General features: G+C 66.3%; 13 protein-coding genes. All 13 read left to right on the top strand.

The genetic code is table 11. The features are described 5' to 3' along the window. The first annotated feature begins 26 nt into the window (after positions 1-26). Entirely contained in the window at positions 27-1,445 is a 1,419-nt protein-coding gene (locus ACZ45O_RS10260; protein ID WP_464852751.1) for an anion permease, read from the top strand. A 209-nt stretch (positions 1,446-1,654) separates the two neighbouring features. Further along, positions 1,655-2,431 carry an ABC transporter ATP-binding protein gene (locus ACZ45O_RS10255; protein ID WP_464852750.1) on the top strand — a complete coding sequence of 259 codons (777 nt, stop codon included), beginning with the start codon at positions 1,655-1,657 and terminating at the stop codon, positions 2,429-2,431. Continuing rightward, positions 2,421-4,508, top strand: a complete 2,088-nt coding sequence (locus ACZ45O_RS10250; RefSeq protein ID WP_464852749.1) for an FtsX-like permease family protein — start codon at positions 2,421-2,423, stop codon at positions 4,506-4,508. Before ACZ45O_RS10255 ends, ACZ45O_RS10250 begins: the two co-directional genes overlap by 11 nt. Positions 4,509-4,584: 76 nt before the next feature. Then, positions 4,585-5,226, top strand: coding sequence for a GntR family transcriptional regulator (locus tag ACZ45O_RS10245; RefSeq protein ID WP_464852748.1), 642 nt, complete (start codon positions 4,585-4,587; stop codon positions 5,224-5,226). A 208-nt stretch (positions 5,227-5,434) separates the two neighbouring features. Continuing rightward, complete coding sequence (locus ACZ45O_RS10240) at positions 5,435-6,565, top strand: ABC transporter ATP-binding protein (protein WP_464852747.1); 1,131 nt, start codon at positions 5,435-5,437, stop codon at positions 6,563-6,565. Further along, positions 6,562-7,176 (top strand): ABC transporter permease, encoded by a 615-nt coding sequence (locus tag ACZ45O_RS10235; protein ID WP_464852746.1) that lies wholly within the window; start codon positions 6,562-6,564, stop codon positions 7,174-7,176. The genes ACZ45O_RS10240 and ACZ45O_RS10235 overlap by 4 nt, the downstream gene beginning before the upstream one ends. Before the next feature lie 18 nt (positions 7,177-7,194). Continuing rightward, a complete protein-coding gene (locus tag ACZ45O_RS10230; protein WP_464852745.1) occupies positions 7,195-7,848 on the top strand; it encodes an ABC transporter permease in 654 nt (217 codons plus the stop codon). A gap of 50 nt (positions 7,849-7,898) precedes the next feature. Then, positions 7,899-8,819, top strand: a complete 921-nt coding sequence (locus tag ACZ45O_RS10225) for a glycine betaine ABC transporter substrate-binding protein (RefSeq protein ID WP_464852744.1) — start codon at positions 7,899-7,901, stop codon at positions 8,817-8,819. A gap of 150 nt (positions 8,820-8,969) precedes the next feature. Continuing rightward, positions 8,970-10,157: a mechanosensitive ion channel family protein gene (locus tag ACZ45O_RS10220; protein ID WP_464852743.1), complete on the top strand. Its 1,188-nt coding sequence runs from the start codon at positions 8,970-8,972 to the stop codon at positions 10,155-10,157. After that, complete coding sequence (locus tag ACZ45O_RS10215) at positions 10,102-10,608, top strand: peptidylprolyl isomerase (RefSeq protein ID WP_464852742.1); 507 nt, start codon at positions 10,102-10,104, stop codon at positions 10,606-10,608. Before ACZ45O_RS10220 ends, ACZ45O_RS10215 begins: the two co-directional genes overlap by 56 nt. Positions 10,609-11,360: 752 nt before the next feature. Beyond that, positions 11,361-12,212 carry a basic amino acid ABC transporter substrate-binding protein gene (locus tag ACZ45O_RS10210; RefSeq protein WP_464852741.1) on the top strand — a complete coding sequence of 284 codons (852 nt, stop codon included), beginning with the start codon at positions 11,361-11,363 and terminating at the stop codon, positions 12,210-12,212. Positions 12,213-12,292: 80 nt separating this feature from the next. After that, on the top strand, positions 12,293-12,967 hold the full coding sequence (locus tag ACZ45O_RS10205; protein ID WP_464852740.1) for an amino acid ABC transporter permease: 675 nt from the start codon (positions 12,293-12,295) through the stop codon (positions 12,965-12,967). Then, on the top strand, positions 12,954-13,676 hold the full coding sequence (locus ACZ45O_RS10200) for an amino acid ABC transporter ATP-binding protein (RefSeq protein ID WP_464852739.1): 723 nt from the start codon (positions 12,954-12,956) through the stop codon (positions 13,674-13,676). Before ACZ45O_RS10205 ends, ACZ45O_RS10200 begins: the two co-directional genes overlap by 14 nt. The last annotated feature ends 157 nt before the right edge of the window (positions 13,677-13,833 follow it).

The following is a 13,833-nucleotide window of genomic DNA, read 5'->3' as shown; positions in this document are numbered from 1 at the left end:
ACTCGTGATGCACAGGAGGGATTCGTGTGAGCAACGAGAGCCGCTCCAAGCTCGTCCGTGGTCTGATCTGTGTTGCAGTGGGCCTGATCATCTGGCTGCTGCCGCCCCCCGGAGACCTGGAACCTGTGGCCATGCACCTGCTGGGCATCTTCATCGCGACCATCCTCGGACTGATTCTGCAGCCGATGCCCCAGGGCGCCGTCGTCATCACGGCTGTGGCGATCACCGCGATCACGAAGACGCTCCCCATCGGCGATGCGCTGAACGGATTCAAGGATTCCACCGTGTGGCTGATCGTCTCGGCGTTCCTCTTCGCCCGGGGTCTGATCAAGACGGGGCTGGGCCGCCGCATCTCCTTCATGCTGGTGAAGGCGTTCGGGAAGTCCACGCTGGGTCTGGGCTATGCCCTGGCGCTCTCTGACACGGTGCTGGCGCCGGCGACGCCGTCCAATACGGCCCGGGCCGGGGGCATTCTCTTCCCGATCGTGCGGTCGCTCTGCTCGTCCATGGATTCGGAACCCGGCCCCACGGCGAGGCGGATCGGCCAGTACCTGATGTTCAATTCCTTCCAGATCTGCGTCGTCACCTCTGCCATCTTCCTGACGGGCGTGGCCCCCAATTCCCTGATCGCCACCCTGGCCAAGGAGAACTTCGGCTACGAGGTCACCTGGCTGGGCTGGCTGTGGGCCTCCCTGGTACCTGGTATTATCTCCATCGCCATCCTGCCATACATCTTCTACAAGCTGTTCAACCCCGAACTGAAGCACTCGCCCGAGGCGCCGGTCCTGGCGGAGAGGGAGCTGGCGAAGATGGGCCCGATGACCACGGCGGAGAAGGGGATGCTGACCGTCTTCATCCTGGTCCTGCTGCTGTGGGCGACCGCCCAGTGGACGGGGCTCAACGCCACCGCGATCGCCCTGCTCGGCGTGGCCATCCTGCTCATCCTGGGGGTCATAGACTGGCAGGACGTGCTGGCCGAGAAGGGCGGCTGGGATGCGCTGATCTGGTTCGGCGGCCTGGTCGGCCTGGCCGCCGGTCTCTCCAAGGTCGGCCTCATCGGCTGGCTGGCCACCGCCCTGGAGTCCGCCCTGGGCAGCATCGGCTCCTGGTTCCTGGCCTTCATCCTGGTGGTCATCGCCTACAAGTACGCGCACTACTTCATCGCCTCCATGACGGCGCACGCCACGGCCTTCTTCGTGCCGCTGGCCCTGGTCGCCATCAGCGCAGGCGCGCCGCTGGAGCTGGTCATCCTGGTGCTGGGTTTCTTCAACTCGCTGAACGCCTCCATGACCCACTACGGCACCGGCCCTGCGCCCATCTACTTCGGCGCCGGGTACATCGACCAGGCCACGTGGTGGAAGAACGGCTTCATCACCAGCCTGATCAACCTGGTGGTCTGGCTGGGCGCCGGCAGCGTCTGGTGGAAGATCATCGGTCTGTGGTAATGCAGCCGGCAGAGATCAGGCCCGGTCGGACACCCCGACCGGGCCGATCACCTTGAGTAGCGGGCATCATAGACCGAAAGGCGGGTGCCGCACCTCCTAAAGAAACCGTAAGGTTTTCGCATGCCAACCTTAAGCCCTCTGCACCGGGGTTCGCAAGCCGCGCCGTCTATGCTTGTGCGCAGGAACTCAGTGCATGGAGGGATACGGCTGTGCCTGGTGCAGAAAGGACTCTGGAGGTCGTCGACCTCACCAAGCAGTACGGGACGCGCGGGAGCGTCACCCATGCCCTGCGCGGCGTCAGCCTGGCCGTCGACCGGGGGGAGTTCGTGGGGGTGATGGGCCCCTCCGGCTCCGGGAAGACGACGCTGCTGAACGTGATCTCCACGATTGACACGCCCACGTCCGGCCGGGTCTGGATCGGCGGCCGGGAGGTGACCGCCCTGGGGCGCCGGGAGCTGGCCCGCTTCCGCAGGGAGCGGCTGGGCTTCATCTTCCAGGACTTCAACCTGCTGGACACCCTGACCCTCCGTGAGAACATCGGCCTCGCCCTCTCCATCGCCGGGGCGCCGGCCCGGGAGATCGACCGCCGGGTGGACGCCATGGCGCGGCGGCTGGGGCTGGAAGAGGCCCTGGACCGGTTCCCGTACCAGGTCTCGGGCGGCCAGAAGCAGCGGGCCGCGGCCGCCCGCGCGCTCATCACCGAGCCGGACCTGGTGCTGGCGGACGAGCCCACCGGCAACCTGGACTCCCGTGCGGCCCGGGACCTGCTGGAGGCGCTCGCCGACCTGAACGGCGAGCTGCAGGCCACCATCCTGCTGGTCACCCACGACCCCGTGGCCGCGAGCTACTGCAGGCGCATCCTCTTCATCAAGGACGGCAGGCTCTTCACCGAGCTGGTGCGGGGCGACGCGCCCAGGAAGCGCTTCTTCGACCGGATCCTCGGCGTGCTGGCCGAGCTGGGGGGAGGCGGGACGGATGTACTTTAGGCTTGCCTGGCGGAACCTGCGGCGCAGCCTCCGGGACTACGCCATCTACTTCATGACCCTCGTGTTCGCAGTCGCTATTTTCTACGTGTTCAATTCTGTGCCGGATCAGCCCGCCTTCCTGAGTCTCTCCGAGAGCCAGCGGCGCATGGCCCGGGGCGCGGTGGCGGCCCTGGAGTGGATGACCACCATCATGACCGGGGTGGTGGCCCTGCTGGTGCTCTACGCCAACCGGGTCATCGTACGGAAGCGGAGCCGGGAGCTGGGCACCTACATGCTGCTGGGCATGGAGCAGGGGCGGCTGGCGCTGCTGCTCCTGGCCGAGGTCGCCGCCATCGGCGCGGCGGCCCTGGGGGTGGGCCTGGCCCTGGGTGTGGCGCTGTCGCAGGGCTTCGGCCTCATCGTGGAGCAGGTGCTGCACGCGCAGGTTGCGGAGCGGGGCGTCGTCTACTCGGCCGGGGCCGCCCTCCGTACCCTCATCCTCTACGGCGCCATGTTCCTGGCCGTGGCGCTCTGGCAGGCGGCGGCGGTCTACCGGCAGCGGCTGATCGAGCTGATCAACGGCGTGCGGAAGAACGAGGAGATCCGGCTGCGGAGCCGGCCGCTGGCCATCACCGCCGGGCTGCTCGGCGCCGGGACCCTGGGGACGGCCTACTGGCTGGCCGACCGGGTGAGCCGCACCACCGGGCTCGACCCCACCGACCCGCGCGTCTCGCTGGGGATCGTGCTCGGGGTGGTGGGCACGTACCTGCTCTTCGCGGCGCTGGCGGGGCTCCTGACCGGCGTCCGCCGGGCCGCCTCGGGCTGGCTGGCCCGGGGGTTCAACCTCTTCCTCTACCGGCAGGTGACCAGCAAGATCAATACCCACGCGGCGATGCTGGCCACCATCTCCCTCATGCTCACCTTCACGATCTGCGCCATGTCCACCGGCCTGGGCATCGGCGCGGCGATCCGCCAGGGGGTGGAGGGCGAAGTGCCCTTCAGCTACATGGTGGTCAGCACCGAACTCGACCAGGACTACAGCGGGCTGCGGGCGATTCTGGCTGAGCACGGCGTTGCGGATGGGCAGGTGGCCGAGTTCGTGGCGGCCTACACTGAGGTGCAGGGGGCCGACCTGATGCTGCCGGATGACGCAGAGCGGTTCCGGGCGGACGAGGAGGGGGGCTACCCGGCCTTTGTGCACGCCCGGGCGATACCCTACTCCGCCTACCGGGCCCTGCGGGCCCTGAAGGGCTACCCGGACGTGCTCCCGACAGGGGACGGCGGCACGGGTGCGCCCCCGGCCGGGGACGGCTACCTGGTGCACGCGTTCAGCAGCGGCCACCCGGCTGCGGCCACCAGCCTCGACGCCTGGGAGCGGGCGGTGGCGGCGGGACAGCCCGTGGAGCTGGCCGGGGTCACGCTGCGGCCTGCCGCCCCGCAGGTCTTCACCGAGCCCCTGGGCGCCCAACTGGTCTTCGCCGGCCCGCTGCTGGTGGTGCCGGATGCGGTGCTGGAGGCCCTGCTGGACGCGGCGCCCGAGGACGATCTGCACCTGTTCGAACGGCACCTGGTGGCCGAGGCGCCGGGCGTGGCGCCCCCCGACCTGGAGGAGGCGGCCAGGATCTGGGTGAGGCAGCACTGGCCGGAGGACGGGTGGATCTCGTTTGCCTCCCGGGCCGAGACGATGGGGAGCGTCTACATGATCGAGGGCATCCTGGTGTTCTTCTCCTTCTACGTGGGCATCATGTTCATCCTCATCTCCGCCACGCTGCTGGCCCTTCAACAGGTGACCGACGCCCTGGAGCACCGACAGCGGTTCACGGTGCTGCACAAGCTGGGCGTGGATGACGCCATGATGCGGGGCCTCATCATCCGGCAGGTGGGGCTCTGGTTCCTGACGCCGGTCGCGGTGGCCCTGCTCCACTCGGGCGTAGCCCTGACCGCGCTGAACCGGGCGCTGCTCAGGGAGGCCATGTACGACACGGTGGGCCCAGCGGCCCTGCTCACCCTGGCCATCTTCGGGGTCGTTTACGGCGCGTATTACCTGCTGAGCGTGCGGACCTGCAGGGCGCTCTACCGCCCGCAGGAAGCGGCCTGAGGATGGGGCTCCCCTTGCACCTTTTCAGACCTGTGATACGATAGAAATGTGACAAGTAACAGGGGAGCTGACGTATGTGAAGCGGGAGCAGACCGGTCTGCCGAGGTACGAGGCCATTGCACTGGACCTGGCGCGGCGCATCGCGTGCGGAGAGCTGGCGGAGGGCAGCCGGCTCCTGGGGCGTTCCACCCTGGCCGGCACCTATCAGGTATCGCCCGAGACCATCCGCCGGGCTGTGGCGATCCTGCACGAGCGCGGTGTGGTGAAGGCGGTGGCCGGCTCCGGCATTCGCATCCTCTCCCAGGTGGCTGCGCAGGAGTATGTGGACTCCGTGGGCATCCAGTTCCGGGTGGAGCAGGAGATCCGGGAGCTCCGCAAACTGCTGCGTGAGCGCAGACGCCTCGACGAGCAGATCGAGATGGCCCTTGACCGCCTGCTGAAGCACACGGCCGGAGCCGTGGGCACCCGCCACGTGGAGGAGCTCGTGCTCTCGGGCGATTCCTGGGCCGTCGGCCGCTCGCTGGGCGAGATCCGGCTGCGCACCTCGACGGGGGTGACCGCCGTGGCCATCATCCGCGGCGATGAGGAGTACTTCTCGCCCCTGGCTGACATGGAGCTGAAGGCCGGCGACGTGCTGACCATCGTGGGCTCCGATGCAGCCCGCGCCCGCTGTCGTGAACTGCTGTCCGCTACCGCGGTTCCCGCGCTGGAGTCCTAAGCTCTATCCTGCGGTCCCGCATTAATCGGCGAAGCCCATCGCCAGGCGCCTGGCGGATGGGCTTCCCTGTTTTTTGTCCTTCCTGCGCGGCGGATATGCACGCGCAAATAGTTAACGGGGTTGACAACTGCCAACCCATCCGCTATGGTAGGGTTGTTGGTTTGCTGCCAGCTCTGCGCTGTAGTGACAGAAGGGGGTAATTGCGTACATGGTTCGCTTTGAGAACGTATCCAAGGTCTACCCCGACGGCACGAAGGCGGTCCAGGAGCTGAACCTGCACGTTGCGCGCGGTGAGTTCGTCTGCCTGATCGGCCCCTCCGGCTGCGGCAAGACGACCACGATGAAGATGATCAACCGGCTGCACGAGCCGACGTCCGGCACGATTTATGTGGACGGGCGCGACATCGCCACGGTCAACCCCGTGGAGCTCAGGCGCAACATCGGCTACGTGATTCAGCAGGTCGGCCTCTTTCCGCATCTCACCATCGCCCAGAACATCGAGCTGGTGCCCAGGCTGCTGGGCTGGGACGCGGCCCGGCGGGCGGCGCGGGTCGATGAACTGCTGGAGATGGTGGGCCTCGACCCCGCCACTTACCGCGACCGCTACCCGCGGGAGCTCTCCGGCGGGCAGCAGCAGCGGGTGGGCGTGCTCAGGGCCCTGGCCGCCGAGCCCGACCTGATCCTGATGGACGAGCCCTTCGGCGCGCTCGACCCGATCACCCGGGAGACGCTGCAGGACGAGCTGAAGCGGCTCCAGGCGAAGCTGAAGAAGACGGTGGTCTTCGTCACCCACGACATGGACGAGGCCCTGAAGCTGGCCGACCGGATCGTGGTGATGAAGGACGGCCGGATCCACCAGGTGGCCACCCCCGAGGAGCTGCTGCGGAACCCCAAGGACGAGTTCGTGGCGCAGTTCGTCGGCCGCGACCGGATGGTGGCGTCGGCGGAGTCCCTCACCGTGGGCGACATCATGATCAAGGATCCGGTCTCGGCCCCGCCGGGGTACGGCCTCGCGGAGGCGGTGGCCACCATGCGGAAGCGGCGGGTCAACTCGGTGCTGGTGGTGGACGAGGACGGCAAGCTGCTGGGCATCGTCACCGCCCGGGCCATCGAGCAGGGCATGGCCTTGCACCGTACCCTGGGCGAGGTCATGGCGACCCGGCTGACCACGGTTCAGCCGCACCAGCCGGTCACCCACGCGGTGCAGCGGATGCTGCTGGAGCGGCTGGAGTTGCTGCCGGTGGTGGATGAGCAGGGCCGGCTGCAGGGGCTGGTGACCAACACGTCGCTGGTCGGCACCCTCTCCCGCACCGCAGGGGCCGGGGGGGCGACGGCATGATCACGTGGGAGAAGCTGCTCCGCCTCACCGGCGAGCACCTGTCGCTTTCCCTCTCGGCTGTTCTGCTGGCGATCGCGGTGGCGGTGCCCCTGGGCATTCTGCTGAGCCGGAACCGGCGCGTGGCCGACCCGGTCATCACCGTGGTGGGTCTGTTTCAGACGCTGCCGGCCGTGGCGCTGCTGGCCTTCATGATTCCGGTTCTCGGCATCGGCGCGAGGCCTGCGCTGACGGCGCTGTTTCTCTACGCGCTGCTGCCGATTCTGAGCAACACCTACAAGGGCCTGATGGGTGTGGATCCGTCCGTCAAGGAGGCCGCCCGGGGAATGGGGATGACGGCCCGGCAGATGCTGTTCATGGTCGAACTGCCCCTCGCCTTCCGGGTTATCATGAGCGGCATCCGCACCTCGACTGTGCTCATTATCGGCTGGGCGACCCTCGCCGCGTTCGTGGGGGCCGGCGGCCTGGGAGAGCCTATTCTGAGCGGTTTTGCCATGGTCTCGCCCAAGCTGATCCTCGCCGGCGCCCTTCCGGTCACGATCATGGCGCTGCTGGCTGACTTCCTTCTGGGACGCCTGGAGCGCAGGGTGATCCCGCGTGGACTCCGGGTTTAGGGAGGGGGCAGACGAGCAATGGAACTGCTTCATGACTTGATATTGTATGTGGAGGCACAGTGGCCGCGCCTGCTGAGCCTGACGGGGCAGCACCTGAAGCTGGCTCTGCTGGCCGTGTTCTACGGCGTACTGGTCGGCGTGCCCGCTGGCTATCTCATCACCCGCTTCCGGAGGCTGGCCGAGCCGGTGCTCTGGGTGGCCAACGCGCTGCAGACCATCCCTGCGCTGGCCATGATCGGCTTCGTGATGCTGTTTCTCGGCCTCAGCCCCGCGACCGGCATCTTCTGCCTGTTCTTGTACACGCTGATGCCGATCATCCGGTCGACCTATACGGCCATCATCTCCATCGATCCGGCGCTCATCGAGGCGGCTACCGGAATGGGCATGACCCGCTGGCAGATTCTGCGCATGGTGCAGCTGCCGCTGGCCCTGCCGATCGCGGCGGTGGGGGTGCGGCTGGCCACCGTTATCGCCATCGGCACGGCGTCCATCATGTCGCTGGCCGGTGCGGGCGGTCTGGGTTCCGAGATCTTTGCGGGCATTGACCGGGTGCAGGACAAGATGATCCTGGCCGGCGCCCTGCCGGCGGCGCTTCTGGCGGTGATCGCCGATCTGGGCATGAGCGCCCTGGAGCGGCGGCTGACGCCGCGAGGCCTGCGACAGGCCGGTTGACAACCCTGGTCCCGCATACCAATCAGAGTTAAGGAGGATCCGCTTCAGATATGTCTAAGCGTCGAATAGTTTATATGCTTACCGGTCTTCTGCTCTCCGTGACGCTGCTCGCCGGGTGCGGCGGCTCCGGCGGGTCCAATGCCGCGGGCAGCGGCAAGGTGATCGTGGGTTCGAAGGACTTTACCGAGTCCATTCTCCTGGGCGAGATCGCCGCACAGGTGATCGAGGCCAAGACCGACCTGCAGGTGGAGCGCAAGCTCAACCTCGGCGGCACCACGGTGACCTTCAATGGCCTGAAGACCGGCGACCTGACGCTCTACGCCGAATATGACGGTACGGCATACAGCGCCCACCTGCAGAAGACGGACCCGATTACCGACCCCGCCGGTCTGTACGAGCTGGTGAAGAAGGAGACCGAGGAGAAGTTCGGGCTGACCTGGTCGGAGCCCCTGGGCATGAACAACACCTATACCCTGGCCGTTCCCCGCGAGATCGCGGAGCAGTACAGCCTGAAGACCTTCTCCGACCTGCTGGAGGTCGATGACCAGCTGGTCTTCGGCACCAGCAATGAGTTCATGGCCCGTACGGTGGACGGTTACGAGCCCCTCGTGGCGACCTATGGGTTCCAGTTCAAGGATGTGGCCACCATGCAGATCGGGCTGCGTTACAAGGCTGTGGAGAACGGCGACGTCGACATCATCGATGCGTACGCAACCGACGGCAAGCTGAAGGAGTTCGACATGGTGATCCTGGAGGACGACAAGCAGTTCTTCCCGCCCTACAACGGCGGCTACCTGGTGCGCATGGACGCCGTGGAGGCCCACCCCGAGCTCATGGAGGCCCTCAACGAACTGGCCGGAACCTTGACGGACGAGACGATGCAGGAGCTGAACTACCGGGTGGACTCTCTCGAGGAGCCCGTTGATCAGGTGGCCCGCGACTTCCTGAAGAGCGTGGGCATCGTGGAATAGCCAGCCGTATCGCCGACAACAGGACTGCCACCTGACCCGCCGGGTCAGGTGGCATCTGCTTACGTCCCACAGCTCACGGCGAGCCCTTGCTTCCTGCCGCCGCTTACACCTAATATGTAAACGACGACGTTGACATGCGGGGGAATCATCGTGGAACTATGGCTACAGAACGTGCGTGCAGCGTTTGAGCAGTACTGGCTGGCCTGGGCCGTCTTCGCCCTCCATCTGGTGGTGACCTGGTTCGTGGCCGGGCTGGCGAAGCGGATCCTGCGCTGGATCGCGGAACGGGTGGTCAGCCGCTCCAACAACACCCTGGACGACCGCCTGGTGGAGGCCGGCGCGCCGGCGGTGCGCTGGGTCATCCTCGCGCTGGGTTTCCGCCTCGCGCTGATGTCCCTTGGCAGCGCCATCCCTGCGTTCGGGGCGGGGGGACGGTACGCCGCGCAGTTCGCGGTCGTCGGCAATCTGGTCGAGGCGCTGGTGGTGCTGGCGGTGGCTGTGCTGGTCAACGCCCTGCTGATGGCCGCGATCGACTGGTACCTGCACGAGCTGGCCGGGCGCAGCGGCGGCACGTGGGACCAGGAACTGGGGCCGATGGTGAGGAAGCTGGTGGCGATCGTCATCTACTTCTTCGCGCTCTCCATCGTGCTGGAGCTGTTCGGCGTCTCCATCTCGGCCCTGGTTGCGACCGCCGGCGTCGCCACGGCGGCCATCGCCCTCGCGTCGCAGGAGACGCTCTCCAACCTGCTGGGAGGCCTGGCCATCCTGATCGACCGGCCGTTCCGTGTGAACGACTGGATCGAACTGAGCGACGGCAAGGTGGGCGTGGTGGTGGAGATCGGTCTGCGCACCACCCGCATCCGGCAGTTTGACGGCACCGCCATCGTCGTGCCCAACCGGGACATGGCCAACACGCGCGTGATCAACTACGCGCTGCCCACGCCCGAGGCGGCGATTCGGCAGACCATCCGCGTGACCTACGACACCGACATCGAGAAGGCCAAGCGGGTGCTGCGGGAAGTGCTCGAGAGCCATCCGGCGGTCTTGAAGGACCCGGCCCCGGGGGTCTGGCTCAGCGCCTTCAATACCTACTCCCTGGACCTCTTCATGAGTTGCTGGGTCGATTCCTATACGAACCGGTTCCGCACGACGGATGAGCTGAACATGCAGATTCTGAAGGCCTTCCGGGAGAATGGCATCAAGATCGCCATTCCCGCACAGGATATCCATATCCAGCAAAAGGAGGATTCCCTTGGCCAAGCAGTGGAGCTCCCCTCCCCCGATGCAGATCGACCCGGAGAAGGAGTACCGCGCGACCCTGAAGACCACGAAAGGTGAGATCGTCATCGAGCTGTGGGCGGATGAGGCGCCCCTCACCGTCAACAACTTCGTCTTCCTGGCCCGGCAGGGCTTCTACGACGGGGTGAAGTTTCACCGGGTCATCAAGCCCTTCATGATCCAGACCGGCGACCCGACGGGCACCGGGCGCGGCGGCCCCGGCTACCAGTTCCCGGACGAGCTTCCGCCGAAGCATCCCTACGAACCGGGTATCGTGGCCATGGCCAACGCCGGCCCCAACACCAACGGCAGCCAGTTCTTCATCTGCTCCGGTCCGCAGGCGGCCGGCCTGAACCAGTACCCCCACTACACCCAGTTCGGCCGGGTGGTGGAGGGGATGGACGTGGTGGAGGCCCTGGCTTCGGTGCCGGTGGGCCCCAGCTTTGGCGGTGAGCGGTCGAAGCCGCAGGAGGAGATCCGGATCGAGTCGGTGACCATCGCTGAGTCTTGACGCGGAATGAGCCAGGCCCCCGCGGCGCACCGGCGCCGTCGGGGGCCTTTGGATTTAGTCCTGGAAGGGTTGTCTTTCACCGACGGGATACAGTGGAGTCGCGGACTCCAACTCGTCTACCTGGCTGCACTCCGGGCACAGTCTGCGGTGTTCGTCCTGCTCATCTGCGATGGCCGAGCCACACCAGACGCAGACGCGCGGTCGGTTCATGGAATTGACACCCCTTTCTAGCAATAAAGTAACCGATCGGCGCTGCCGGTGTCCAAGGGGAACTCTCTATCGCTGCGATTTATGCCGTTTATCGGTGAGATGCGCGCTTATCCATAGCTATCCTTAGATGGGACTGTTGATAAAGAATACATAGCGAAAAATGATTCTCGCGCTGTGAAGGTGGACATGGTATAATCTCTGGTAGTCGCCACTGTAGGCGACCTGTGGTCGTAGCGGGCTGACTGTAGCGGTGCGGTGAGCCTGAGACGGCCACGATTCCCGGCCGGAGTGGTGACCCGGCCGGCGCTGGTAGGGGGAGTGGCGGCCCCCGATCCAGCATGGTTTTGCCAGGCGGAGGAGTGGTGGCCCTCCGTCGCACATGCAGGGGGCGAGACACGAGTCTCGCCCCCTGCGCCATTTTGTCCGCAGACGCGTCAATTCGGAAGTGTGCGTGTTCGGGCTTCGCCCTTGCATATTTATGCGGCGGGGTGTATATTCTCTCTCAACACTGTTGAGGACATGCCTTTAAGGAGAAGATGATCATGAAGAAGATCCGCACCCTTGCCCTGGGAACCCTGCTTACCCTGATCCTGGCCGCCTGCGGCGGCGCGCAGCCCGGCGATCAGCAGGCCGCCCCTCCTGACAACGGCCAGCAGGCCGAGGCCCCGGCGAGCCGCCTCGAGCAGATCAAGCAGAGCGGCAAGATCGTCGTGGCCACCAGCGCGGATTACCCGCCGTTTGAGTACCACGCCATCATCGACGGTCAAGATAAGATTGTCGGCTGGGAGATGGAGCTGGCCGAGGCCATCGCCACCGAACTGGGCGTAAAGCTGGAGATCAAGGAGGGCATCTTCGACACGCTGCTGCTCGACCTGGACGCCGGCAAGGCGGACATGGTGATCTCCGCCATGACCATCACGCCTGACCGGCTGGAGTCGGTGGACTTCTCCGACCCGTACTGGATGACCGCCCAGTCGGTGATGGTCCCCGCCGGCAGCGAGGGGAGCATCGCGGCCGCGGAGGACCTGAGCGGAAAGACCATCGGCGTGCAGCTGGGCACTACCGGCGAGATCGCGGCGAAGGAGATCGAGGGGGCCGAGGTGCGCTCCTATGAACTCTTTGAGGCCGCCGTGCTCGACCTGGTCGCGGGCCGCGTCGATGCCGTGGTGGGCGATTACGCCGTGGTCAAGAACTACGCTGCCTCCCGGCCGGAGCTGACCGTGGCCTTCGAACTCACCAAGGAAGAGAACGCCGTGGCCTTCAAGAAGGGCGACGACGAACTCCGGGAAGCCGTCAATGATATCCTCGCCAAGCTGCAGGCGAACGGTACCATCGATCAGCTGATTGAGAAGTACGAGGTGGCGCCGCCGCCTGAGGCCAAGGCAGAGGAGTAGAGGCCTGCTCCGAAGACGAACGGGGCCCCCGGGCCGCCAGGGGAACGGCGGTCTGGGGGCCTTTTGAAGGGAGATCCGCGATGCGCTGGGACATCATACCCGTGTTCGTTCCGATCATCTTCCAGGGGGTCAAGATCACCCTCCAGATCTCGGCCCTGGGCATTCTCTTCGGCACCATGATCGGCCTGGTCGTGGGGCTGGTGCGCAGCCAGAAACCGGCGAACCCTGTGCTGCGCCTGCTCTACGGCCTGGCCACCCTCTACGTGGAGGTCATCCGCGGCACGCCGTTCCTGGTGCAGCTTTACCTCATGTACTACGGGCCCATCTACCTCTTCCGCCTCGACCTGCCTGCCATGACCGCCGGCATCATCGCGCTCTCGCTGAACAGCGGCGCGTACGTGGCCGAGATCGCCCGCGGCGCCATCGAGTCCATCGACCGGGGGCAGATGGAGGCGGGCCGCTCCCTGGGGCTCACCTTCGTGCAGACCATGCGCCACATCATCCTGCCCCAGGCCTTCCGCCGCGCCCTGCCGCCGCTGGCGAATGAGTTCGCGTCGCTCATCAAGGAGTCGTCGGTCATCTCGGTGCTGGGCATCGCCGACATCATGTTCAAGGCGAAGACGGTGGGCACGGCGCACTTCGCCGTCTTCCCCGCGCTGCTGGTGGCGGCCGTGTACTACCTGGTGCTCACCGGCATCACCTCGCAGCTCGTCCGGCTGATGGAGAGGAGGCTGGGCCACAGTGATTCGCATTAGCAACCTGCAGAAGTCCTTCGGCAAGCTGGAAGTGCTGCGGGGCATCGACCTGGAGGTGGCCCGGGGCGAGGTGGTCGCGCTCATCGGCCCGTCCGGCTCGGGCAAGTCGACCCTGCTGCGTTGCGTCAACCTGCTGGAGCAGCCCACCGCGGGCTCCATCGTGGTGGACGGGGAGGAGATCACGGCGCCGGGCTTCGACGTCAACCGCCTTCGGCAGCGCGTGGGGATGGTCTTTCAGCACTTCAACCTCTTCCCGCACATGACGGTGCTCCGCAACGTGACGCTGGCGCCCGTGCTGACCGGCCGCCTTTCGGCGAAGGACGCCGAGGACCGCGCCCTGGAGCTTCTGGCCCGCGTCGGGCTCCGGGACAAGGCCGCCGCCTACCCCGACAGCCTCTCCGGCGGGCAGAAGCAGCGGGTGGCCATCGCCCGGGCCCTGGCCATGAACCCCGAGGTCATGCTTTTCGACGAGCCCACCTCCGCCCTGGACCCGGAGATGGTCAAGGAGGTGCTGGAGGTGATGAAGCGGCTGGCGCTCGACGGCATGACGATGATGGTGGTCACCCACGAGATGGGCTTCGCCCGGGAGGTATGCGACCGTGTGCTCTTCATGGACGAGGGCCAGCTCGTGGAGCAGGGCGCGCCGAAGCAGCTTTTCAGCAACCCGCAGCATCCCCGCACGGCGGCGTTCCTGAACGCGATTCTTTAGCGCCAACCCCCGCCCCGGGCGGCAGATCGGGGCGGGGGTTTGATATACCCTATGGGGTATCTCTCGGCCCCTTTCCGGAGTCTAAGGAAGTGACGGCGGCCGCAGGCGTTGGCCGGGCGGCGTTCTTTGCCGAAACCGAGTCGTGAAAGGGGAAGTT

Source organism: Symbiobacterium turbinis, assembly GCF_055383075.1.
Note: the sequence above shows the minus strand (reverse complement) of the source record. Positions and strands in the feature narration are given on the sequence as shown.